The 24,134-nt window shown below is 51.2% G+C and carries 21 protein-coding genes and 1 pseudogene; 2 read left to right on the top strand and 20 right to left on the bottom strand.

The window, feature by feature from the left end; genetic code table 11:
• Positions 1 to 23: 23 nt before the first annotated feature.
• The 12 genes from AB7F10_RS00200 to AB7F10_RS00145 form a co-directional block, all read right to left on the bottom strand.
• On the bottom strand, positions 24 to 833 hold the full coding sequence (locus AB7F10_RS00200) for an AglZ/HisF2 family acetamidino modification protein (protein WP_428558343.1): 810 nt from the start codon (positions 831 to 833) through the stop codon (positions 24 to 26).
• Complete coding sequence (gene hisH / locus AB7F10_RS00195; protein ID WP_428558344.1) at positions 833 to 1,453, bottom strand: imidazole glycerol phosphate synthase subunit HisH; 621 nt, start codon at positions 1,451 to 1,453, stop codon at positions 833 to 835. The genes AB7F10_RS00200 and hisH overlap by 1 nt, the downstream gene beginning before the upstream one ends.
• Positions 1,450 to 2,589, bottom strand: coding sequence for an N-acetyl sugar amidotransferase (locus tag AB7F10_RS00190; RefSeq protein WP_428587114.1), 1,140 nt, complete (start codon positions 2,587 to 2,589; stop codon positions 1,450 to 1,452). Before AB7F10_RS00190 ends, hisH begins: the two co-directional genes overlap by 4 nt.
• A 32-nt stretch (positions 2,590 to 2,621) precedes the next feature.
• On the bottom strand, positions 2,622 to 3,527 hold the full coding sequence (locus AB7F10_RS00185; protein ID WP_428558347.1) for a glycosyltransferase family 2 protein: 906 nt from the start codon (positions 3,525 to 3,527) through the stop codon (positions 2,622 to 2,624).
• 5 nt (positions 3,528 to 3,532) lie between these two features.
• The gene (locus AB7F10_RS00180) at positions 3,533 to 4,537 is read right to left on the bottom strand and encodes a glycosyltransferase family 2 protein (protein ID WP_428558348.1); all 1,005 of its coding nucleotides are present in this window, start codon (positions 4,535 to 4,537) and stop codon (positions 3,533 to 3,535) included.
• Complete coding sequence (locus AB7F10_RS00175) at positions 4,534 to 5,850, bottom strand: hypothetical protein (RefSeq protein WP_428558349.1); 1,317 nt, start codon at positions 5,848 to 5,850, stop codon at positions 4,534 to 4,536. The genes AB7F10_RS00180 and AB7F10_RS00175 overlap by 4 nt, the downstream gene beginning before the upstream one ends.
• Before the next feature lie 153 nt (positions 5,851 to 6,003).
• Positions 6,004 to 6,831, bottom strand: a complete 828-nt coding sequence (locus AB7F10_RS00170; RefSeq protein WP_428558350.1) for an NAD-dependent epimerase/dehydratase family protein — start codon at positions 6,829 to 6,831, stop codon at positions 6,004 to 6,006.
• Positions 6,828 to 8,051: a class I SAM-dependent methyltransferase gene (locus tag AB7F10_RS00165; RefSeq protein WP_428558351.1), complete on the bottom strand. Its 1,224-nt coding sequence runs from the start codon at positions 8,049 to 8,051 to the stop codon at positions 6,828 to 6,830. Before AB7F10_RS00165 ends, AB7F10_RS00170 begins: the two co-directional genes overlap by 4 nt.
• Positions 8,048 to 8,611, bottom strand: a complete 564-nt coding sequence (locus AB7F10_RS00160) for a dTDP-4-dehydrorhamnose 3,5-epimerase family protein (RefSeq protein WP_428558352.1) — start codon at positions 8,609 to 8,611, stop codon at positions 8,048 to 8,050. Before AB7F10_RS00160 ends, AB7F10_RS00165 begins: the two co-directional genes overlap by 4 nt.
• Positions 8,608 to 9,705 (bottom strand): CDP-glucose 4,6-dehydratase, encoded by a 1,098-nt coding sequence (gene rfbG / locus AB7F10_RS00155; RefSeq protein WP_428558353.1) that lies wholly within the window; start codon positions 9,703 to 9,705, stop codon positions 8,608 to 8,610. Before rfbG ends, AB7F10_RS00160 begins: the two co-directional genes overlap by 4 nt.
• On the bottom strand, positions 9,675 to 10,445 hold the full coding sequence (rfbF, locus tag AB7F10_RS00150) for a glucose-1-phosphate cytidylyltransferase (protein WP_428558354.1): 771 nt from the start codon (positions 10,443 to 10,445) through the stop codon (positions 9,675 to 9,677). The genes rfbG and rfbF overlap by 31 nt, the downstream gene beginning before the upstream one ends.
• A 13-nt stretch (positions 10,446 to 10,458) precedes the next feature.
• A complete protein-coding gene (locus AB7F10_RS00145; RefSeq protein WP_428558355.1) occupies positions 10,459 to 12,168 on the bottom strand; it encodes a class I SAM-dependent methyltransferase in 1,710 nt (569 codons plus the stop codon).
• A 489-nt stretch (positions 12,169 to 12,657) separates the two neighbouring features.
• Here AB7F10_RS00145 and AB7F10_RS00140 point away from each other — a divergent pair.
• Positions 12,658 to 12,813: pseudogene (locus AB7F10_RS00140) on the top strand (transposase); the annotation flags it as partial.
• A gap of 227 nt (positions 12,814 to 13,040) precedes the next feature.
• Here the strand turns inward: AB7F10_RS00140 and AB7F10_RS00135 are convergent.
• Genes AB7F10_RS00135 through AB7F10_RS00105 form a run of 7 tightly spaced genes read right to left on the bottom strand, consistent with a single transcriptional unit; the run spans position 13,041 to position 20,553 of the window.
• Positions 13,041 to 14,153, bottom strand: a complete 1,113-nt coding sequence (locus AB7F10_RS00135) for a CDP-glycerol glycerophosphotransferase family protein (protein WP_428558356.1) — start codon at positions 14,151 to 14,153, stop codon at positions 13,041 to 13,043.
• Positions 14,154 to 14,165: 12 nt separating this feature from the next.
• Complete coding sequence (locus AB7F10_RS00130; RefSeq protein ID WP_428558357.1) at positions 14,166 to 14,861, bottom strand: class I SAM-dependent methyltransferase; 696 nt, start codon at positions 14,859 to 14,861, stop codon at positions 14,166 to 14,168.
• Positions 14,854 to 15,279: an adenylyltransferase/cytidyltransferase family protein gene (locus AB7F10_RS00125; RefSeq protein WP_428558358.1), complete on the bottom strand. Its 426-nt coding sequence runs from the start codon at positions 15,277 to 15,279 to the stop codon at positions 14,854 to 14,856. The genes AB7F10_RS00130 and AB7F10_RS00125 overlap by 8 nt, the downstream gene beginning before the upstream one ends.
• Positions 15,276 to 16,274, bottom strand: coding sequence for a hypothetical protein (locus AB7F10_RS00120; protein ID WP_428558360.1), 999 nt, complete (start codon positions 16,272 to 16,274; stop codon positions 15,276 to 15,278). The genes AB7F10_RS00125 and AB7F10_RS00120 overlap by 4 nt, the downstream gene beginning before the upstream one ends.
• Before the next feature lie 2 nt (positions 16,275 to 16,276).
• Positions 16,277 to 17,431, bottom strand: a complete 1,155-nt coding sequence (gene aepY / locus AB7F10_RS00115; RefSeq protein ID WP_428558361.1) for a phosphonopyruvate decarboxylase — start codon at positions 17,429 to 17,431, stop codon at positions 16,277 to 16,279.
• Positions 17,431 to 18,729 carry a phosphoenolpyruvate mutase gene (aepX, locus tag AB7F10_RS00110; protein WP_428558362.1) on the bottom strand — a complete coding sequence of 433 codons (1,299 nt, stop codon included), beginning with the start codon at positions 18,727 to 18,729 and terminating at the stop codon, positions 17,431 to 17,433. The genes aepY and aepX overlap by 1 nt, the downstream gene beginning before the upstream one ends.
• A gap of 12 nt (positions 18,730 to 18,741) precedes the next feature.
• The gene (locus AB7F10_RS00105) at positions 18,742 to 20,553 is read right to left on the bottom strand and encodes an ABC transporter ATP-binding protein (protein ID WP_428558363.1); all 1,812 of its coding nucleotides are present in this window, start codon (positions 20,551 to 20,553) and stop codon (positions 18,742 to 18,744) included.
• Positions 20,554 to 21,286: 733 nt separating this feature from the next.
• Here AB7F10_RS00105 and AB7F10_RS00100 point away from each other — a divergent pair.
• Positions 21,287 to 23,185, top strand: coding sequence for an SDR family NAD(P)-dependent oxidoreductase (locus tag AB7F10_RS00100; protein ID WP_428558365.1), 1,899 nt, complete (start codon positions 21,287 to 21,289; stop codon positions 23,183 to 23,185).
• 53 nt (positions 23,186 to 23,238) lie between these two features.
• Here AB7F10_RS00100 and rfbA read toward each other — a convergent pair whose 3' ends face one another.
• Positions 23,239 to 24,129 carry a glucose-1-phosphate thymidylyltransferase RfbA gene (gene rfbA, locus AB7F10_RS00095; RefSeq protein WP_428558366.1) on the bottom strand — a complete coding sequence of 297 codons (891 nt, stop codon included), beginning with the start codon at positions 24,127 to 24,129 and terminating at the stop codon, positions 23,239 to 23,241.
• Between the last annotated feature and the right edge of the window lie 5 nt (positions 24,130 to 24,134).

The following is a 24,134-nucleotide window of genomic DNA, read 5'->3' as shown; positions in this document are numbered from 1 at the left end:
TCCCCTTCCGCTTGTAGCAAAGCTCACTTGTATGATCGACCGTGTGTGGAGCGACCGGATGGTATGTGCTGACCGGAGAAAATTGCATCCTTTTGCGCAGGCGTGGGATAATTCACTAGCACTGCTTTGTAAGGACCCTTGAACATGAAAAGGCTACCGGCACCAGCTCCAATCAACGGAAATCGATCAATCAGCGCAGCAATATCATCGAGCGACCCAGCACCGCCCACCACCGTAAGAGGAATCCGAACTGCGCCCCTTACTGCACCCACCGCATCAAGGTCGTAGCCGGACATCTTTCCGTCCCTATCGATTGAGTTGAGCACAATTTCGCCCACACCCGCCTGCTCAAATGCCAGCGCGATTTCTAGCACCTCATGGCCGGTGTAATCGCAGCCATTATGTACCCATACGCTAAGCCGTCCCCCGCTATCGCGTCGAAAATCTATTACCCCAACAACCGACTGACTACCCACATCACTAGCAATGTTCGACAAAAGCGAGGGATTTTTGATTGCCGCCGCGCTCAGAGCGACCTTTTCAACTCCTAGCGCGATGATGCGTTTGGCAAACTCTCGATTAGAAACTCCGCCGCCATAACAAACCGGCATACGGGACTCGGCGGCTAATCGCTCAATCAGGCGGAAATCCGGCTCTCTTCCCACAACCGTCGCGTCGATGTCAAAGATGGTCAATTCGTCTACTTGCTTTTCATTTAGAATCCGGACCACGTTGATAGGATCGCCGACGTATTTCGGCGATCCAAAACTTACCGTCTTCACCAGCCCTCCTCCATGCACCAAAAGGCATGGGATCACGCGAGGCTTTAGCATCAACTCATCCTACCGAAGTTTTCCAGAAGTCGTACCCCGGAATGATGACTCTTTTCGGGGTGAAATTGTACACCCACCACGTTATCCGCATGCACTGCACAAACGAAACGCCCCCCGTAATCTGCCTCGGCCATAACATTGCGATCTTTACGACACGACAAGACGAAAGAATGCAGAAAGTAGAATCGGGCGTTTCCAGCCGGCAATCCGTCGAATAGCGGCTCGTCGGGTCGCGAGATAACATCATTCCAGCCCATATGAGGCAATATCAACTCATTCTTTCCTGCAACCGCCCGCATGTGAACGACCTCGCCCTCGATCCATCCTAGACCTTTCGTCCGCCCTTCCTCGCTGCGCTCCGCCATGATCTGCATGCCGACGCATATTCCGAGCACCGGTATGCGCTTGTCCATGACAAGATCCTCAACCTTATTCCGCATGCCCGACGAGCTGAACAGATCTAAGGCGTGGTCAAAGGCACCTACCCCAGGCAAGATCAACCGACTGGCCTGCGCGAGATCTTCCGAGGTCTCGGCAATCTTCGCCTCTATCCCCAGCCGCTTGTAGACGTTAGCGATAGCGGTGACGTTGCCTAGTCCATAATGGATAATCGCGATCATCTAAAAATCCGGTTATCTAACCCCATCAGGTTGTAGATTCGCGCGCCAAGCGTGATCCAAAAGAAATTGTTCTTGTAGTCGCGAAACGTTTTGTTTTCGCCGTTGAGGATTGCTTTGAACTCCTCCACGTTCCAATCAAGCTTTTTGGCGACGTATTCAAATTCGGACGTCATGGTTTTTTCATCGAGCTCGGGGGCGGCGATGCGATCGAGAGCCTCGTCGCGCTTCATTTGGCCAGTCAAGATGAGACTAGAAAGATATGCACGCCGCTTATCGTAGCCGAATTTGGTCGGCGTCCAGAACGATTCGTAGAAGCGAGTGAACCTCGATTCGTAATGCTTTTGCGGATAAGGCTGCCAACCGAAGCGATCCTGAAGTTCTTTAATAGCACTCTCTTTAGTGAACTCCACGTAGTCGAGGAGCTTCAAGACTCTGATGCCTTTAAGCCAGCGATAATAGATGCGGTACTTCAAGATATCGCACGTGGGGAAAGTTTTGAGCTGCCGCGTTCCAAATTTGTTATGGATATCTTTCACATGCCGCATATCAGTAGAAAAATAGGTCCATTCTAAAGATTCGCGCACGCACTCAGTAGAATTGTTTCCGCCAGTGATGATGTATTTAAAATTATTTCGGGAAGCGAAATTGTAAAGCGCTGAGAACAGCGCAAGATCCTGGGGTGTATCCACGAAGGGCACCTGCGACAGGAAGAAAGCCCGCTGAAGATCCTTCATCTCATCCCAATTCACCACCTCTGTGACGAGATCGAGGCCCATACCGTCAATAATCTTCTGAATATTGCTCACCCCCAGATCGGAATTCCATCCGGTGTCGCAGTGGAACATCAGTGGCCTAAGGCCGAATTTTTCTTTGGCTATATAACTCACATAAGAACTGTCGAGCCCACCACTTATACCGATAAGGCAATCGTGATCGCGCTTCTTCCCTTCCTTCTTAATCTTCTCGATAATCGGCGCGATTTCAGCAATGCCCTCCGGCCCCGGATGCCAATTGGGAGCGATGTTCTTCTCATAATTCTGGCAGTAGTCGCACCACCCACGCCCATCAAAAGTCAGCGTGACGTCACTCGTATCCATTATGCAATTCGTGCAGATTTGATATTTGCGATTTTCCATACCATCCTTCCACAGCTTCATAGGGGCGACGTCTAGGGTTGAAAGTCAGCCCGCCCACTTTTTCCGATGATGCCATGCAACAATCCCATGAGGATTGCTTTTGCAAGAGCTCGTTTTTGATCAGCGTAGAAGATGAGAATGATGCGGGAAGTCAGAACGGTGATAACCTGTTTAATACCAAAGTACCTTGGCCAGTGAGGGTATCTTAATAGGATCAGCGCGTTCCTGATCTGATAGTAACAGCGAATGGGCGAATGTACGAACACCACACAACCGAAAACGCGGAAACTACGCTCCCCAATTCGATGGCTCAGCTTTGCTTGTGGCACAATATTAATTGGAACGCCTGCCTGCCTGCATCGTAGACACCATTCACTATCCACATAGTCAATAAACAAGCGCTCATCCATACAGCCTGCCAATTCGAACACGTCTAGCGTAGCCATCGTTCCCGAAGCGATGATTATATCGACCGGGTAAGGAGCGTTGCGGCCGGCGTGAAAAACTGCCGCTGACCTGCCGCGGACATCCAGTGACTGCGATGGCAGTTCATGATGAGGAGGCATTTCGTCAATAACCAATGGCCCCACTATCCGCGGCCCCTGCCCGGCGATCGCAGCGCGGAGGACGGCTAGCATTTCGGGCTGAACTCGGGAATCCTGATCCAGAAACAGAACCGCTTGTGCCCCATTCTTACGCGCAGCAGCGATTCCTGCGTTCTGCGCCTTGGCGATTCCGGCATTTTCGCCCATGCAGATAAGCTGCGTACCCACGCTAGGAAATTCGAAGCGGAAGGTTGGCCCAGAATTGTCGACGACGATCACGTTTAGGCCCGCTTCCTGCAGGCACCTGCATAGACTACCTAAAGCAGCCATGTCCGGATGGTAGCTGACGACGACGGCGGAAATAGCTTCAGAAGGAAGCGAGTTACCAGTCATATGCCTCAAGTTTTTAGGCGTCGATAGAGTTGCCACATTCCTCCCACCATCCGTCGGAAAGGCGAGGCGTTCAGTATGCTGATCGTCCTCACGCGACGAGAAACTGTCAACTCCCCTTCCCGCGCAGATGCACAAAGAGCGAGGGATTCACGAATTTGTTGAATAACGTCACGCGCTATAACGTGTCCATTCTCACATGCCTCAATCAAGGCAAAGATAAGCGCATTACGATGATAGGTGAGGAAAAAGTCAGGCCCCATGCCATCGACTATTTCGCGAATTGAAGCGTTCTTAGCCGCAACCTCATCCAAGAAATCATGGAACTGCTTCAGCCCTTTGAGTAAAGGCCGCCAGATACCAGGTAGGGAGGCGGATTCGCTGCGCGAATGTAGGCGTACGGAGAATAGCTCCCGAGGATCAGAAATCTTAGGGCCTCTCTGCATTAGCGAGACCCAAAGCGCATCATCGGCAAAAAAGAGCTTATCGAAACTAGGTATTCCTCCTACTTCGTCGTAATCCCTCGATCGCATAACGAAGCCAGTTCCGAACGCATCCCGCGAAAAGGAAAACCTAGCCTTAAGATAATCAGCGGCGGTTTCCTCGCAAGGCATCGACTTGCACGCCCGAATCCGTTTGCCCTCGAAATCAATGAAACATGAACCGGTTTGATAAAGCGCCGCGTCCGGCCGGATTTCTATCATTCTGACAATTGCGGCCAAGAACCCAGGATCGAGCAAATCGTCATGCCCGATTGTAGTTATGAATTCTTTTTTCCGAATCGTTTTGATTCGCGCCCAACTTTGCTCGATGGATAGCGATTTTGAACTTCGTTCGACAAAAATACGCGGATCCGAAAGTGTCGAAAGCCACGTTGCCGTCTTATCTGTGCTAGCATTGTCGAGAATAATCAGTTCGAAACACGGATAAGACTGCGCAAGGACGCTATCTACGCATGCCTTTATATAAGGCCAGCCATCACGCACTGGAAGCGCGACCGTAAACTCAATCATATCGGAAGATCCGCTTGCGGACCTCGCTTTTGCCGGTCACGAATATAGATATTCGCTAGGCAGATCGACAGAAGTGTCACACCCATTGACGAGAAGAGATTGGGGTTAATTGCACAGGCAATCAGATAGATCGCGTACGCCACACTCAGGCTCCGCAATTGTACGTTCTGGTTAAGTATAAATCCCCACAAAAATGGATAGGCTAAGAGCCCGAACATCATGAAAGCGCCGAAAATACCGAAATTCCGGATGATCTCTAAGTAAGTAAGTTCGGAAAGTGGGAAATACCGGTTACGCGCAGTCCAGAATTCGTATGTCCCGAGACCGCGCCCCCACAGCAGAGTCTCCCAGTTAGAAAATATCCGCTTGTAGTCGTTCAGGTAAGCGAGCTTAATCGCGTTCGATTTCTCCGAGCGATCGAGCATTGCACTAAGAGAATTAAACTGATTCGAATTTTGGCTTATGCGAAAGTTTTTTTGAAGACTAAATACCGGCTGTATTGAGTTCAGGATAATCCCGCCAAACAGAAGTTGAATCACTAGAACAACGGCGAAGACTGCGTGTGCAATCTTTCGACGCAAAGTGCAGGCCAAGGCTAGCAATAATAGGATCGCGCCGAACATATTCGCCCGCGTCCCCGCAATAAACATGGACTCCGTGACAATAACTATGCCGCCGAAAAGCAGGCTAAGCCGCAATGCTCCCGAGCTCTGTGAGAAGATATAGGAAAGGTACGCTATCGAAACCAATATCAGCGGTGAGGTCGCATAATAAATTTGTAGCATCTCCATGCCGGGTCCATAGGACCGAACATCAAGATAAAACATTCCATTATCACGACCAAACCAGTACATGCTTTCGGCTATATTCGGAAAGGCGATCATCGCCGCAAATATTAGATAAATTAAAAAAGCTATGAATATCATAACGTATGAAAAATTGCGGTATTCGTTGCGCTCGGAGAATGCCAAAATTGGGAACAGCGCAATTAAGAGATAGCCTTTCAGCATTGACATTCCATCGCTCTGCACAGTAGGCAGATGGAAATGCGCTAAAAGAATCGAAGTCGCCGGAATTCCTGCGAATAAAAGCACATACCAAACTATCCATTTCGATTCCCAGGCCCTTTGGATGGCCGCGCGTCCGTACAGCGCTAGGAATAGAACTACAGTTATCAAGAACAACGGCACCTTTGCATGTAGTAACCGATCTGCCGGATCAATTGCCGTATCAAGTAAGAATAGGAAGATCGCCGCATCAAACGCCAAAGAAAAGCAGCCGGTGAGCTTGCTAGCGGCTAGGGCAGCTGTCACATTCGAGGGTCGCAAAGGGGTATTGCTCCAGACAGGCTGCAGTTCGTCTGTTCAAATCAATGCGCACTATAAAACCATTTGTTGCGCTGATTGACACTGAGACCGTGAATTCGACGCCGGCGCGGTACATTAAACTTATCGATGGCTAGACCTTTATAAGGAAAATTGCCGCATTTTAGCTGGGTTGCCCCAAAACGCTACTGGTTCCCACGCTGCATAGGCATGGGCGCCGAGCTCAAGCTCAATAATCCAGCCATTTATCGCGAGCCACGATTCTACTAGCGCCCGGATCGAGACCGGCTGTCCAGAACAGATGTTGACCACCCCCATGTTACGTCCGTTTTCCACCGCATTTGCTAACGCCTCCACCACTCTTCCGATGGGAAGGAAATCTCGAAGCTGTTCACCCCTCGACATTTTGAAGCTTTTATCGCCACGCTCCACTGCCCCTCGCAGCCGTGGATAAAGCGCAGTCGGCCTTTGGCCCTCTCCCCAGACGTAGAATAGGCGGAGCCAGTTAAGCTCAAATGGCACCTCAAGTTGGAGGAATTGTAACTGCATGCGCAACGCATCCTTAGCGTGCCCATAGGGGTTTGAGGGCGCAGTAGACATATTCTCACTCAACGCGCCGTTCTGCATACCGTATTCAAAGCACGTACCGGCAACGGTGAGATGGCGCAACCCAGCCCGGACTAGAGCGCTCAGGAAGGCAAACTGACGCGATAGTTCAGTCTCAAAATGATGCAAGGACTCGTAATTTGGGAGCCCCTCCCAAGCCAGATGCAACACGGCATCGGGCTGCCCTATCTTCTCGAATATGTTTAATCCGGATTCTGAGAGCGGAATCGGTACGAAGCGGCCGACACCGTTCCATCTCGATTCGTGTCGTCCGACGCACACTACCTCAGCGCCGCGCTCGTTAAGCCGCCGAGTCACATGTTGGCCCAAGAAACCTGTTGCACCGGTGACCGCGATCTTCATGAAACAACCACGTGGGGAATAGCGGTAACGAACTGCGCACCCCATTCGCGAATATGGGCAAGCTGTTCCTTCACCTCATCCGCGATGTTCCAAGGCAAGATCAAAACATAGTCCGGCTTCTCCACATCGATCGTGCATGGAGGAAGGATCGGAATGTGGCTGCCTGGCATAAACTTTCCTTGCTTGGCGGGAGCAGCGTCACAAACAAATGAAATCAGATCTGATCGCACACCGGCAAAGTTGAGCATAGTATTGCCTTTGGCCGCTGCGCCGTACGCCGCAACTTTGCGTTTCCTCCTTTTCTGCTCGATCAGGAAAAGAAGGAGATCATCCTTGATCGTCTCTACCCTCGACTGGAACCCCTGATAGGTTGAGAGACTGCAAAGCCCAATTTCCACCTCCGCGTCGAGCAAAGCGGCGACGCTCGGCTCGGTTTTCCACGTCGCGCCATTGAGACAACCGAAAACCCTTACACTGCCGCCATGGGTCGGTAGTTCGTCTACGCGCCACATTCTAAGACCCGCAGCCGCGAAGATGCGCAAAACCGCGTGCAGCGAAAGATAGGAGAAATGTTCGTGATAGATCGTGTCGAACTGCAGTTGATGGATTAGCTGCATCAAGTGCGGAAACTCGAGCGTAACCACTCCTTCCGGCTTCAGCGATGCCGCAAGACCAAGAGTGAAATCGTTGATGTCTGGCACATGAGCATAGACGTTGTTTCCAACGATGAGGTCGGCACACTGGTCATTGTCCATTAGGCGCTTGCCAAGCGCCGCGCCAAAGAACTCACGTTTGACATCAATCCCAAGCGCTTCAGCTGCAACGGCAGTGCTATGTGTTGGCTCAATACCAAGACAAGGAACGCCTTTAGCAACAAAATTCTTCAAAAGATAGCCGTCGTTCGAGGCGACCTCAATCACGAAACTTGAGGAATTAAGGCCAAGAAGGTCGGTCATCGCATCGCAATAACGCGCCGCGTGGTCAAGCCAAGTCGTTGAGGTACTAGAGAAATAGGCGTAGTCTTGATGAAAGAGAGTCTCAGCATCGGTATAATCTTCGGTCTGCACCAGCCAGCATGCACCACACACTAAGACCCTTAGTGGATAGACGATCTCCGCCTTGGTGAGGTCATCCTTCGCTAGATAATCGTTGGATGGCGGAGCATAGCCGAGATCGACAAAAGTATGCTCAAGCGGAAGTCCACAGCTCCGGCACTTCAAATTTCAATCCCCGCAAATTTAGGCCCGATCAACGGATGCGACCTGTCCCGTACAGACATCGCCGAAGTCGAAAGAGGCCATTGAATGGCAAGGGTCGGGTCGTCTGCCCGAACACCACCCTCATGAAAGGGTACATAGCTCGCCGAATGGCAATATAATAGCTCTACGTCATCTGTTAACGTTTGAAAGCCGTGCGCGAAGCCCTCTGAAATCATTAAGGCGCGTCCGTTTTCCGCTGACAGCCGTTCCCCATGCCATTTGAGAAAGGTAGGCGAACTAGCGCGGAGATCCACGGCGACGTCAAAAATCTCGCCCTTGATGCAGGTTACGAGCTTCATCTCCGCCGCCGGTGGCCGCTGAAAATGCATACCACGAATTGTGCCCTTTAAGTCCGTCGTGGACATGTTGATCTGGGCAATCGATTTTTTCCAACCCACCGCACCGAGCTCAACGGCACAAAAGAAACGCGACAACGAACCCCGCGCGTCTTCGATCCGTGCGCGAGAGACGACGACTACTCCGTTGAGTGGTGTAGCGGCAATCGCGAAACGTCCGCTCATAAGTTAGTCTCAAATGCTACAATGTCTGCTAGACAAACTTCCCGCGCCAAAATCCCCCTGTCGACGGCACGATACCAGGAAACGGTCCGTTCGACCGCCGCGTCCAGCGCCCAAATAGGATTTACGCCTAAGAGACCGCGCGCCTTAGATGTCTCGAGCGTCAGCAAACCTGCTTCGTGAGGTCCGCTGATCTTTGTTGCGTATTGAACATGGCCGTCTCCATAAATATGCCGCGCCATCTCGATTACATGCCGCACAGTGGCCCGTTCGCCAGGATTGGGACCAAAATTATAAGCGTCCGCCATCGCCGGATCCGACCACAGCGTTTCAGCCAGAATCAGATACCCGCAAAGCGGGTCGAGCACGTGTTGCCACGGTCGGATCGCATCCGGCCGTCGAATATTTAGCATCTCACCTACCCGCCACGCCCGGATCGCATCTGGTATCAAACGGTCGACCGACCAGTCGCCTCCTCCAATAACGTTTCCTGCTCGGGCAGTTGCAACCGCGATTCCCTGCTCGGCGAGAAATGCATCGCGGTAACTAGCAATCACGATCTCACTTGCCGCCTTGCTAGCGCTATAAGGATCTCGGCCGCCTAGGCGATCAGTTTCCCGATATGGGAAGATTTGCTCGATATTGCGGTAAACTTTATCAGTGGTAATTGCGATGGCGACACGCACGTTTGATAGACCGCGTAGAGCATCCAGTACATGCGCCGTGCCCTGCACGTTGGTTGCCAGTGTGCCAAGCGGATCCGCGTAGCTTGTACGCACTAGTGCCTGCGCGGCCATATGAATGACGATCTCAGGATTCGCTGAACGAACAATTTCAGCCAAGAGCGCGGGCTCGCGAATATCATGGAAATGGGTTTCAGCCAGTTCGCTGACTCGCGCCGCCTGAAACAGCGAAACCGTATCCGGGGGAGGCAGGCTGATGCCGGTCACTTCGGCGCCGAGCCGATGAAGCCAGATTGTTAGCCATGCCCCTTTGAATCCGGTATGTCCGGTCAGAAGAACCCGTTTGCCTGCCCAAAAGCTGGCATCGGGGCGCCGTGTCGCGCCTACCATTTCTTCCACGGAGCTGCGTTGCATCGCCACAGATTCTCTAGGTGATTTCTCTCCCGAAGTGTGTCCATGGGTTGCCAGAACCCCTCATGACGAAAAGCGACGAGCTCCCCCCTTCGCGCCAGCTCTGATAACGGCGCAGCCTCCCACGGAACTTGGTCCCCCTCGATTAGATCAAGACACTTAGGTGACAGCACAAAGAATCCACCATTGATGAGTCCACTTTCTCCCTGCGGCTTTTCGGTAAAACCCTCAACACTATTTTCCTTTATCTTCAAAGAGCCGAAACGTCCCGGCGGTTGAACCGCAGTCACCGTTGCCAGTCGGCCATGTGCCTTATGAAACACAATCGAGGCCGCGATATCCACATCGCTCAAACCATCGCCATAGGTTAAGCAAAAAGGATCGCTGTTTTTAATATGACTCCCGACCCGCTTCAGTCGTCCTCCGGTCTGGGTGTCCTCACCTGTATCGACGAGCGTAACCCGCCAAGGTTCGGCATTCTGCTGATGCACCTGCATCTTATTTGTCTGCATATCAAACGTCACGTCCGATGTATGCAGAAAGTAATTGGCAAAGTATTCTTTAATTACGTAACCTTTGTAGCCGCAGCAGATAATGAAATCGGTGACCCCGTGCGCCGAATAAAGCTTCATAATATGCCACATAATCGGTTTCCCACCGATCTCGATCATGGGCTTGGGGCGCGTCGCAGTTTCCTCGGAAAGCCGAGTACCGTATCCGCCTGCCAGAATGACAGCCTTCACCTTCACGATCTCCTTAATCCTTCACCTCAGCGGCAAGACGCGAGGCTAGCAATGTCGAAAGCCGTCTTGTGCTATTCCGCATCCGCCTCTTTATGCGACCGCAAAACTGTAGCGAGACGCGATCAAAAAGAAACCATCTCAAATGCCAGCGCACCTTTTCCCTGTCGAGCCCGAACACCTCGCTTTGGATGGCAGATTCTAGATTGATAAAGGCGTCGAAGTCTTCGTGCGACAGCGTTACGCCAAGACATTCCGCAATCGCTCTGATCATTTTTCGTCCGCTGCGCCCCACAAGCGGCGAACCGTCAGGAACAGCGTCGGCGGCCTTGTGCAATAGATCGAAAGCGGCGCGAATGACTAAGACTCCGAGCGGAAGCGGCTCGTGCCATTCCCATTCTAGATCGATGAACGTGCAACGCCCTTCGGCGAGATAGGCATTTCCCCAGATTGCGTCGACAAGTTTTCCTGGCAAGCGACCGGATTCCGCTTCGACGGCTTTCCGCAGCGTATCTACCCAAGCACCAGCCGGCGCGAAGATATCGGCTAGCGCTGCATTGCTACTCGCAGCGCGCACGAGTAACTGCGTTTGCAGCGACGACGCATCGACCCATTCGGATGGATCCAAACGTTGTCGAAGCACTGAGGCAAGAGGTTGCGGATCCTCTGTGATCCGTTCCTTGACTGTCTGCAGCTGGCCGTCCGGGCGTGCGACAATTCGAGTTTGAGTCGCATAAAGAGGGCGACGCCTTGGCGAATAGAAGATACCCTGTTGTGGAAAGCTAACTCCACTGTTGGCCGACTTACCCGCAATTACCAGAAAGGAATTAGCCACTATATCGAGCAGGTGATTACGATTGAGCTCGGCAACCGAGCTGCTTTCAAGCCAAAGAGGATGATAGGATTGCGAATAATCTCGCGATCGTACCTGCGAGATCATTTCTCCTGCACGTCCTGATGCAAGGAACTCTTCCGACAAAACCATGTCCGGAACTTTATAGTCCGGGTAGGGGTAGTAGAACTGCTGGTGCGAGAAGTGCCGATTGAGTAAATCGCCGAGTTCATGTTTGCCGAACGTCCGCGCCCCTCCAGGTTTGCGTACATAACCTTCGATGCCATCGAAAGGCAGGCCAGAATGATCCTCGCTGGCCCCACAAAAATATTTTAGGCCGAATTGGTTCTCGATGGCTAGAACTAGCACTCCATCATCCGTTAAAACACTCGAGAAATAATCGATAATCGACTCATAGGGACGTTCATCGTCAACAAAGAGTCCAGAATATTCAAAAACTCCGACGCAAAAAATGACATCGAACTTATCGGAGAATTCAATCAAATGAAACGGCGCACAAACGATGGCGATATTGTCTTGGTCTCTGGTTCTAAGTCGAGCCAATCTGGCGCGACTTAGATCACCTTCTACCGAAACTACCTCGTCGAAAACTTCTCCAAGAAAGCGGGTGATCGCACCGCAGCCGCAGCCCACTTCCAGAACACGTTTTCTTTTATCAAAACTAAAGCCAGAGAGTAGCTGCGAACGCTTACGAGTGAGGTGGTATTCGCTCGGCCAATCATGAATATAGCCTTCTAATTCTTCTGATCTGCTGCCCAGGTTCCTGGCCGACTCAAAAATGCGGCGCAAATAGGCATCCGAAGCGGAGCCGTCGGAATAGCCGATGGTCTTGTGATGGCTGAGAATCCAGACACCGGATGTGTCCTGCTCCATCTTATTCGTTATGATCCGCTTCAACTGTATCTGTTCCTCTGTCGCTTACCTCAGCCCCCATCGAACCCGTGGTTAAGAGGATTCGATTCCTATCGAACGCAAGCTTAGTCGAATCAATACGTGAAAAACCTTCCGATTTCACGGGGCATCTTTGCCAAAATACTGCGTTGCTCCGAATCAACAAGGATATCGGGAACGAAAATTTGCATATTGGATCATCGAACAGGGTTTCTAGAAAAGGACAGTGAATCCGTCCGGGTCGACAGCCGGAGAGTTACCTAGCTTGAGCATTTTTAAACGGCTCCGCCTTATACAATAGTGGCAGATTTTCCTGCAGCGGCAGCAGCTAATTATTTGAATGGCAGGCCTAATTCGAAGCCGAAAAGCTGATAACTCCATCAAAATCTACATAATGCCAAATCTAGCGAGTTTATCCACGACTACCAACTAACCTGCAGACGCAGGAATCCGGCGATACCCGTAAGATTGATGGCAAAGAAGAGGCATACGGCTGAAGAGATTGTTGCGAAGCTTAGGCAGGTTGATGTGCTGATGGCACAGGGCTGGCAGGTTGCGGACGCGACCCGGGCGATAGGTGTGACGGAAGTCACGTACTATCGATGGCGGAACGAGTACGGTGGCCTGCCGACATCATCGAGCTTGCCCGTCAATATGGCCGCTATCCTCCGTCCGAAAATCATACTTCAGGGAGGACCACTTCAAAGGGGGCAGATCAAGCTGAACCCGCGCGTAAGGAATTAATATCAAGTACTTTACTTGGGAAGCAGGCACTCTCCGCTCCAGCCTATTACTGCCTCTATAAGCATTTAGAAATCGGGCAGATTAATTTCATCAAATCCATTTGCGAGTACTTATTTAAAAACTTCGGATTGCTTTTTGCGGATCTTGGCTTTCGTTTTTCGTATCAATCTCTTTATTCGCTCGCTCGCGGTATATGATTTTTTTTGATGCTCTGCCCTTAAAGCCTCAAAAGGGATCTGCTCTCCGCCTACGGTCGCATCTATCAGTTCAAAAATCGACCTTGCACTAGTTCCCAATTTCGAAAATGTCCGTTCTCGCCACTCGATAAGTTGGTAACCCTGCGTGTAATCCGTAAATAAGATACGCCTTACATCTTCTCGAAGACTAGAACGCGTGCTCTTCAAAACAAACGAAAACGGGACGTCAGGCCGCCTGGGAGGGCTTCGATCGGGGATAAGCCAATCCATGACCGCAATACTAGGTACTCCGAGTGCTAATCCCTCTACCATCACGCTGGATTCATCGGAAACAATAACGTCGGCTGCCATAATGCAGTCAAAAATATTTTCATTGGGATCAGCGACATAAACGTTAGGAAATTGCCTGCGGTGCATCGCATTCGCTTCATCTATATTTTTAAGAATTTGCGGGAACTGATTAGACCATGGCGCTTGCTTCAGAATCAAATTGATCGGCAAATCGCGAAGAGCCTCAACGACATCATTTTGCTTGCCATCATTTTCCCAAGAAGGAGCGTAAAGTACTGTTTTTCGATCGAGCAACTTGAACCGTTCCGAAATAGTTTTGCGAGCTTTAGTCTGATCGGCGAATTCGAGTACAACCTTGTCGGCTTTTGGCCAGCCAAGTTCGAAAACGCCAATTCGCGGATGCGCTTTGGGCGTCCATGAACATTGCTTCCATCGCTCGGACCACTCGGGGCCCGGCAAAACGGCAACATCGAAATCGTCCCAAGGCTCCAAATCCCAAATATTGGGCCATCTGTTATGACCTTGCGCCATGTCATGCAGTAGAATAACTGAAAAAAGCGAGTTAGACGGCACGCAATAATGTTGGCAATAGATACCAATATCTGACTTTTCGTAAATGTTCGTCGTTTGTCTTACGATATACCTTTTAGAATTCTGAAATATATCGTGTATGGGCTGTAAAGCGTGCAACTCTACATTATCGGTATGATAAAATGTAACAGACCTTTTCTTCATGACAACGCTAGATCACGCGAACATATAAGAATTAAATCTATATTTGCTCTGCGCGTAGTTGGGCACTATTTGCTCGCTCGTTTCCACTCTGCGATATCCCGCATCAATCGCAATCTGTTCTAGCCATGTCGGATCGAAATAGGTGTGAGGCAACCCTTGATATTTTAGATGATACTCTCCTTCAGAAAGTTTGTCAGCGCGCGCCCGTTCGGACTCTTGTCTAAAATGAAGATTTGGAACATCGAGCAAAGCGACGGCTTTATAGGCTTTCTTCAGCATTATCTTCAGAACTGCGGAAGCATAGTCTTCGGGAAAATAATGAAAGACGCCATTCGCTACAACAAAATCGTACTGACGATTTGCTGAGATAGAGTTGGCCTCCGCTTTAGAAATCTCCGCGGCAGGCAGAACATGGCGTGCAAGCCCAACCAGCGACGTAGAATAGTCGATGCCACCCAGGTGAAGATTTCGAAATTTCGATAGAGCAAAAAGAAATGCACCGCTACCGCAACCAACCTCGAATACGCTGTCCCCATTCTTAACGTCAAGAATATGGATGATTTTTTCGGCATAAGCTAACCAGTCTTCTGGAGCGATCTTTCCCGCCCCGCTGTCAAATCCATTCGCTGCAATGAGATCGGCGAGCGATTTTGGGTCGGCATCCTTAATTGATCGGCGCTCCCATATGGCGTGCCAGTTGTTAATCAATTTCGTTGCCTCCAATAATCTGCGCTGCTGCCCTTAGAACCCGCGCACGAAGTAGTGAACTACTGATACCCGGAGTGCGCGGAAGGATTTTCAACCGTTGCGGGGAAATTGGATTAGAGTTATCGGCACCGTGGAGGAGTAAATCGATGCAGTATTGATTCAGAAAACTCTCTTCGATAAGCCAGTTACAGGGGACAACTTCATCGACATATCGAATAGCTTCGAGCACTTCCTTCCGCATTTCATAATCTAACTCGGGCTTGTACCCTTTATGAGCCTCGACTTCCGCATCGCTAGTTAAGGCAACAATTACATATCCAATCTCGCTAGCGGCTTTTAACAGACGTACATGACCGTGGTGGAACAAGGTAGCAGACATATCTACCATGACTCTCAGTTCGTGCGCAGAAACAGTCATTCGTCAAGAAACTCCAAACCTTTGAGGATGTCTCCTTGCGCTTTTAGACCGAGGTGAGCCTCTCCTAAATGACACACGATACTTCCACCCGGGAGATCGCGTGGACGATAAAGCACCGCAGCGGGATTGTCTGACGAAATTCGTCCGTCCACCCACGTACAAAGCTGAGGCTGCGCGTCAGGAGAAATCCGCAGACGGTCAACATGATCGCGCATGAACCGCCGCTTGTTCTCCGACACCGCCCACGCGAACTCCGCATGGCGCGGCAAGACTTCGAGTAACGACGCTATAGCGTGATAAGGTCCAGTAGTTTTCTTTTCGGCGTGGGTTGCCAGGTCGAGATAGAAAGACGGAACCGCAATTTGTGGCGGGGTACTGTAAGCGATAAATCCGGCGCCGGTCAGACCGAACAGTCCTTTGCAGGAACTGTAACAGATAACGTCGGCGGCTTCGTGCCCTTGCTCGAGGCCGATTGAAGCGGTCGCGTCTAGCAGAATCTTCGCACCTGTATTCTTCTTGAGAGCCTCAAGCGCACGGATGCTGACCAGTAAGCCACGGCTGGTTTCCGCATAACAACTGACGATCCAGTCATAAGCGCCGGAAACTTCTTCTATCTTCTGCCAGTCGCATTGTTCGACTTGCCGGATAGCGCCTACGGACAATTGCGCAAAGCTGACAAGGTCGGCGAGCCTCTTAGAATAAAACCCACTCTGAACAACTAGCACTTTTCCTTGAAGAAAATTCAGACCAGCAATTTCGAGTGCGAGACTTGCCGAACCTTGAAGACGTACGATCTCGGGATGCCCGGTTATTGCCTTGAGAGCACCGAGAACCGAAGCCTCAACGGCGTCATAATCGCCGTCTTCCCGTCCGAAACAAGGCCTTAGCCCAAGGATATTTTCCGCTAATAGACTTGCTGGCCCGGCAGTGAACAACAGCTTTTCTCTATTTCGTTTTGCAACGAAATCTTTGACAGATATTGCGAATCTATTCATCGCTAGCCTTTCTCAAAGCGTGCTAGGCTAGCTGTAAAATCGTCCACATTTTGTCGTGCTGTCCGCGTCGGTCGACCAAGGTTCGTCCGCGCCCCAGCACGGCACTTGATCTCAAGGAAACTGCTGCCCTTTGAAGTCAGCAAATTACGAACCGCGGGGGCTACTGTATCCGGCAGCGACACTGACATAATATTGATATAGCCAAGGCTCTTTGCCACCCGCGAAAGGGCAAGGCCAGCTGCTCTCGTGGGCTGTCCACCCACCGAGTCGTGACACTCATTGTTTAGAACAATATGAAGCAAATTCGACTGAATAGCGGAATTTGCCAGCCCACCCAGATGCATAAGCAACGCACCATCCCCGTCTAAGCAGATAATTCTTAAGTCAGGACGCGACTGCGCGAGGCCAGTAGCGATTTGCGAGGCGTGTCCCATTCCACCGACAGTCAGAAAATCAAGATCATGTCGCCCTCCCCGTCGTGCCCGAAGTTCAAAAAGCTCGCGGGAAGCCATACCGGTCGTCGAAACAATTCGTGCATCGTCGTTGAGTTCGCCAATTACCAATTCGATCGCAGCCTCGCGAGTAAGAGGAAATGCCGACACCGAATTCACTCTCGACGGGCTTTTTATCAGATAAGGCAAAAATGTATTCTTGCGCACTAATATGGCCGCTGGCCCGCGCCGCGCAAAAGCCATATCCACAGCGCGTTTGGCTAACGCCGCAGGTTCAGTACATTCCCCACCCAGCACTTCGAATGGAATGTCGAGCAGCTTTAAAAGCGCCTGGCTGATCGCTCCTTGTTTAACGTGCTGCGGCTCATCGTGAAGTTGCTGCCCGTTCATGATTTCCCCACGCCAGCCAACGAGCAGAACCATAGGAACACCATAGACCTGAGCATCCGCCAGCGAGATAAGCGGATTAACGGCGTTGCCGAAACCGGAATTCTGCATATAAACTAAGGCGGGTCGTCCGGCGCCAAGATACCAACCTATCGCTAGGCCGATCGCAGATCCCTCGTTAGTCGCCGACCGATGCATGTTTGCGAACTCGGAATCGACGCAGTCGCAGACCGACTTAAGAAGCGAGTCCGGCACACCGGTAAACAGTGAAACGCCGCTCTCCTTCAACGCTGCAACAAATTTAATCGGGTCGATCATTACCGCGTGCCGGGGATTAGATTGAGTATGTCATTGATACTCATCAAATCGGAATCCACGCCAGAGCTTCTTCCATCTTCCAGGATTTTGGTTGCGACTTTCATCATAGCGGGATAGGCGGCACGGAAGAGATGATTTGCATAAATCACGATGTTGAACCCCCCTGCCGCTAGATCCTCTTCGGTAGCGGCGTTAAAGCTCGTAGGAACAACGACCATAGGCACGAACGGAAACTCAGTCCTGAATATCTTCGCAAATTTAAAAATTTCGTCGGGTTCTTTCTTTCTACTGTGGATCATGATCCCATCCACTCCCGCTTCAACGTATTTTTGCGCACGCGAGGCGGCATCTGACATACCCTTATCAAGGATAAGGCTTTCGATGCGCGCAATAACCATGAAGTCTTCACTGCGCCTCGCAGCACGACCAGCACGGATTTTTGCCGCGAAGGCATCAGGATCTTCCTGAGCCTGAAAAACTTCAGTGCCGAAAAGCGAATTCTTCTTCAGCCCGACTTTATCCTCGATAATAACGGCCGAAATACCTAGACGTTCAATGCTTTTGATATTGATCTCGAAATGTTCCGGTTTGCCACCTGTGTCTAAGTCCATGATCATAGGCTTAGTGGTCACATCAAAAATGTCGTTAATATTCGACAATCGCGCGGTCAAATCGAGCACTTCAATATCCGGCTTCCCCCGACTTGAGGAATCCGTCAGCGAACTAGACCAGAAGGCATCGAATTCCACCTGCGAATTGACACGCCAAGCCTTAGCTGACTGGGCTACAAGTCCCGACATTGGACTATGCGTTTCAATTACACGACATAGAGTTTTTGAGGCAAGTAAACGCTTGAGCATTCCTCGCCGCAAGTCCGGCGTAGTCCCCATTTTCTGCATTTCGCGCTGAATATCCGTCGACGACACCCCTTCAGTATAAGGTACCTCGACAAGCTTCCCGCCATAGCTCTGCAGCGCTTTCAACGCCAGCTTCCGAAACGGCAACAAGGGACCGGATAACCAGTCATCGCCATGAACCATAATATCCGGCTTGTACCGTAGTAAATTGGGCGAATAGTCCCATTCTTCTTGCGGCACGATACGCGCAACACCCTTGATGTTTTCAAGTAATATCTTGCGATGTTCGTACTTAAGGTAAGGTAACCGCTTATGGTTGGCGATCGCCTTGTCCGTTAAAAGCCCTACAGTAACTTCACCGTAGCCGCGCGCGACATTGATAATGTTCGCGTGACCGTGATGCAGTATATCTAACGTCATTCCAATGTAGACTTTGGACATGAGCGGCCATTGTCACCCGTTTGAAGCACCAGCCAACGCGTCAAGAGTTTCTATCGGCGTACCAATTCGTCTTACTTCGCCTTTGTTCAACTCGATGACCTCATCGCATAATTGCAACGTGCTTGTTCGATGCGCAATAATGATGATCGTCTTGGCTCCACGCTTTTCCAAAAGCGACTCGATCACCGCACCCTGCGTGGCGTCGTCTAGCGCACTGGTAGCCTCATCAAAAACTATCAAGCCAGCATTGAGATAGAGCGAACGTGCAATTGCTATCCGTTGCCCTTGACCACCGGATAACCTTATCCCGCGCTCCCCGACAATCGTGTCTGCGCCCTGCGGCAAAGATTGGACAAATTCGCTAATCTCTGCGCCTGCGATTGCACGGCTAATCGCTGCTTCTTCTATTTCCTCCTCTCTGAATCTGAAAGCAATGTTCTGTCGGATGGAGCTGTCGATCAGCGCGAAATTCTGCGGGACATAGCCAATATTGCGCTGCCACGCACTCAAAAGATCAGGAAATTCTGCGCGTGGCGGATTGACCTGTAACCCGTCAAGGAAGACGCCGCCCTCGGAAGGGGCTAGCAGACCCATTATCACGTTCGCCAACGTCGTCTTACCTGCGCCGCTCGGCCCCACAAACCCCACCACTGAGCCGCGCTTAATTGTGAAATTTACCCTCCGCAGAGAATGCGCTTCGGCGCCCTCATGTTGATAAGTGACATTCCTGATTATCAACTCTTTCCAGCTCGCAATTGCATTTTCAGTCTTTACGGAAATAGGAGTCTGCGACGTACCCGCGCGAACGCGCCAGTGAGCTGTCAGCCGTGTCGCAAGTATCTCGACTACAGGCTGGGCATAGCGTAGTGCTTGCACATGAGCGACTACTCGGTTTGCCGAGGGCGCTAACTTGAAGGCAACCGCGGCGAACACCCCTAGAGTAGAAACCGTAACGGAGCTGTCGCTTCCAGACATGACTAAGTATGCGACTAACAAAAGAATGCTAATAAGCAAAAAGAACTCAATCCAATATCTGGGAAATGCCTGCCAAAAATTAATTCGCTCAGCCATTTTTACGACGCTTCGATTGTACTCAGAGAAATAGCTAAGGAAATAACGACTATCCCTCCGCAGCTTGATCTCCGAAAAACAATTTACAGTTTGTTGCATACACTTCACTCGATCAACTTCTGCCTCCTGTCGAATATTTCCCCAATGGGCCAATCTAGGGGACAACAAAATGTATAGCGCAGCGATCATAACACCTGAGCTAACAACCGTGAGGAGTGCACCCAACGGCTGCAAGACGAAAAGTACGACGCCAAGCGCAACTATAATCGGGAGCTCGGTTAGTATTCCCATCATGGGCAAGGCAGCATAGGCAGTAAAATATTGGACCTCAGTGGTCACATCTCGAATGAGATGCGACGAATGACCCGAAACCTGCTCTTCAAACGTTTGGTCTAAATAACGGTCGAAAATCTGCTCCGAAAGAGCCGCCTGCAGTCCAAATACAAAGCGTCCTTGAAACCATACGACCAACATGAAAAATAAATTCTTCAGAAAGAAAAACGCTAAAACAACCCCTATTGCAAGGATCACCAGTTCATTCTCTGAAAACTTCGCGGCAATCTGGTCCATCGCTTCCCAGCCGATGGCTTTTGAAGCGGAGCTTGAGGTAAGAATTAGGATCAGAGGCAGAACAAGACTTATGCTTACTGCTTCCAGAAAAGACCCAATCACAAGTAAAGCCAATATTCCCAACGCCACCGCCTTTCGTCGCCTGTCAAGCAAACTTACGATGTCAAAAATCGTTTTCATCATTGAATGTTGCTCTGATCTAGCAGATGTTCGGCGCTTAAAAATCTTCGAGTTTTGGCCATTTTGCCTTCTTGGAGCGATGATTTTATGCGGCAAATGCGCGATGCAGCAAGCAGTGATGTTGTATTTGCCGCAGCGTCTTACAACTAGAGGCGTCTTCCCGCGATCTCTAAGGTCGACGTAGGCGTATCTGTCCTCTCGCGCACTCGCCGGTTCTCATCTCTCAGTAAGGCCTTTAGCGCATGAAAGGCAAAGCCTTAAGATGCAAAAAGGGTACGCTGCCAGACTGTACGATGCCAGGGCATGAGCGACACGACATTACAAGTGGAACCGCCAAAGTAGAATAGAGACATCCGAAGCCTAGAGCTCGGGTCGTTGAAGACGAGGATCTGAAAGTCTTGGCGGATTCAACGCTGGAGGTCGATGCCAGAGAAATGCTCGGAAATTTTTGACATTCGGTTTCCCGTAATATTTTTGAGACTCCGAGCTTTTTAAGCGAGAAGCTATTGCAGCGACAAGCTCGACGCACGAACGATCGCACAGGCGTGCAACAGACTTAGATCGACCGAGTTCGAAATGCGCTCACGAAAGCTCGGAACAGAGCTAGCGGCTACCAGGTCGGATCAAATCGGCATAGATAGAATTGTCTGATGACAGAATATCACTTTATTCTTATAGTTGATGCTGTAATGACCGAATAACTAGAATGATTCCTGAATGCACCTGCTAAAATACCATGTTTAGCGCAACCAACATATTCTCGAAACGTACGTTTGTATTGATACACGACTTGGCCGCCACCGCTGCCGCGATCTTCGCCACTTTCTGGTTCCGTTTTGAGAATCCCGGTCTCGTTGAGCGTCTTTACGATCTTCTGATATTGCTACCAGGCATACTTATCTATGCGGGATTAATTTATTGGTATTTCGACCTATACCGATCGAAGTGGCGCTTCGCGTCCTTACCAGATCTCCGTAATATTTTCCGAGCCGCAACTGTGATGGCGGCTTCGATTCTACTACTTGATTACATCCTGGTGTCACCGAACGTTCTTGGTACTTTTTTCTTCGGCAAAATCACTATCGTTCTTTATTGGCTTTTGCAGATCGCGTTTCTCGCTGGACTTCGGATTGTTTATCGTTACTTCCGTGACGGCCTCATTCGGGCACGAAATGCAACGGGAGCCCGCACGCTAATCCTTGGCAACGCGGCGGACTCAGAAGTCCTCCTACGCGGAATTGAAAGCGGCGCTATCAAAAATATTCAACCTTTGGGTATTCTTTCACCCTCACTTGCCGATCTCAATCAAAGCCTGCGGGGTGTCCGCGTCATTGATCACCCCAAGAATTTGCTGTTGACTATCGATAATTTCGGCGCTTCCGGCCAAAATATCACTCGGCTTTTGCTTACTCCGTCCGCATTTGCAACCGGTCTTGGGATCGAAGCAGCAATCGTGAAGGCGCGCCGCCTCGGAATCATCGTCAGCCGTATGCCATCACTTGCCGAAAGTGGCGACAAGATTGAACTTGCACCTATCGAAGTTGAGGACCTGCTACTGCGTCCCAGTTCGTCTATCGACTATAATCGGCTCGAGCACTTCATTCGGGGGCGGTCAGTCATCGTCACAGGCGGCGGTGGCTCAATCGGTTCGGAAATTTGCAACCGCGTCGCCACATTTGGCGCCAGTCGACTTTTGGTGATCGATAACGCCGAACCAGCGCTTCATGCTGTGCTCGAGCGCTTACAGAAACGCGGTACCGCACTAGATATTCAGGGTCACATTTGCGACGTTCGAGACCGCGAAAGAGTATTTCAACTTATTCGTGATTATAAGCCGGATCTTGTGTTCCACGCCGCCGCACTTAAACACGTTCCAATTCTCGAGAAAGACTGGATCGAAGGCGTTCGAACCAATGTGTTCGGCTCGGTCAACGTGGCCGATGCGACAGTCGCCTCGGGTGCAGCTGCGATGGTAATGATCTCAACCGATAAGGCGGTTGATCCCGTGTCAGTTCTAGGAGCAACTAAGCGAATTGCAGAAATCTACTGCCAGGCGGTCGATATAGAGCAAGCTACCAAAGTAGCGGCGCGTGGCCCGTCAACCCGCATTATTTCGGTACGATTTGGCAACGTCCTTGCATCGAACGGATCTGTCGTCCCAAAGTTTAAAGCTCAGATCGAAGCTGGCGGTCCAGTCACCGTCACCCATCCAGATATGGTACGTTATTTCATGACGATCCGCGAAGCATGCGATCTCGTGATCACGTCTGCAAGCCACGCATTAGGCAACCTCCAGTCGGACCTTTCCGTCTTCGTACTCAATATGGGCCAGCCGGTAAAAATCGTTGACCTCGCCGAACGCATGATTCGTTTAGGTGGCCTAGAACCCGGACGGGATATAGAAATCGTATTTTCGGGCTTAAGACCTGGCGAGCGCTTGCGCGAAATTCTTTTTTCGAACGAAGAACCGACCTCTGAAATTGGTATCCCCGGCGTAGTAGCAGCCCGGCCCTCTCAGCAATCGCTGCATCAAATACGCAGTTGCCTCGTAGCACTCGAGCAGGCGATTGCAGAGAGAAATCGACACGCTATCTTTAGCGAATTGAAGAGGCTATCGGAGAAAGACTGCGCATAATGATTCTAATTGAGGCTTTTGGTCAGCGGTGATGTTGCTCAGTCCTGTGCTGGTCACGCTCGATCGTCGGACTCGGCGGCGACCGCGCGCAGATATTCGCCGTAGCCGCTCTTCTGCATCTCGCGCGCGGTGCGCAGCAGGTCGTCCTTGCCGATCAGGCCCATCCGGTAGGCGATTTCCTCGAGGCAGGCGATTTTCACGCCCTGGCGCTGTTCCAGCGTCTGCACAAAGCTCGACGCCGACAACAGCGACTCGAAAGTGCCGGTGTCGAGCCAGGCAAAGCCGCGCCCCATGCGCTCGACCGCGAGCTTGCCGGCGTCGAGATAGAGCCGGTTGAGATCGGTGATTTCCAGTTCGCCGCGCTTCGATGGCTTCAGCGACTTGGCGAGCCGCACCACATCGCTGTCGTAGAAATAAACGCCGGTCACCGCCCAGTTGGAGCGCGGCGCGGCCGGCTTTTCCTCAAGCGTCAGCGCCTTGCCGGTCTTGTCGAACGAGACGACGCCGTAACGTTGCGGATCGCTGACCTGATAGGCGAACACGCTTGCGCCCGTTTTGCGCGCGGCGGCCGCGCGCAGCATCTCGGGCAGGCCGTGGCCGAAGAAGATGTTGTCGCCGAGCACCAGCGCGACATTGTCGCTGCCGATGAAATCCGCGCCGATGATGAAAGCCTGTGCGAGACCTTCCGGCCGCGGCTGCACGGCGTAGGAAAGCGTGATGCCCCATTGCCTGCCGTCGCCGAGCAGGCGGCGGAACTGGTCGGCATCTTCCGGCGTGGTGATGATCAGCACGTCGCGGATGCCGGCGAGCATCAGCGTCGACAGCGGATAATAGATCATCGGCTTGTCGTAGACCGGCAGCAGCTGTTTGCTGGCCGCGCGGGTGATCGGATAGAGGCGGGTGCCGGAGCCGCCGGCGAGCACGATGCCCTTTTTCGTCGTCATCGCCG

The organism is Pseudolabrys sp., from assembly GCF_050250095.1.
GTDB lineage: Bacteria > Pseudomonadota > Alphaproteobacteria > Rhizobiales > Xanthobacteraceae > Pseudolabrys.
This window is presented reverse-complemented; position numbering and strand designations above follow the sequence as displayed.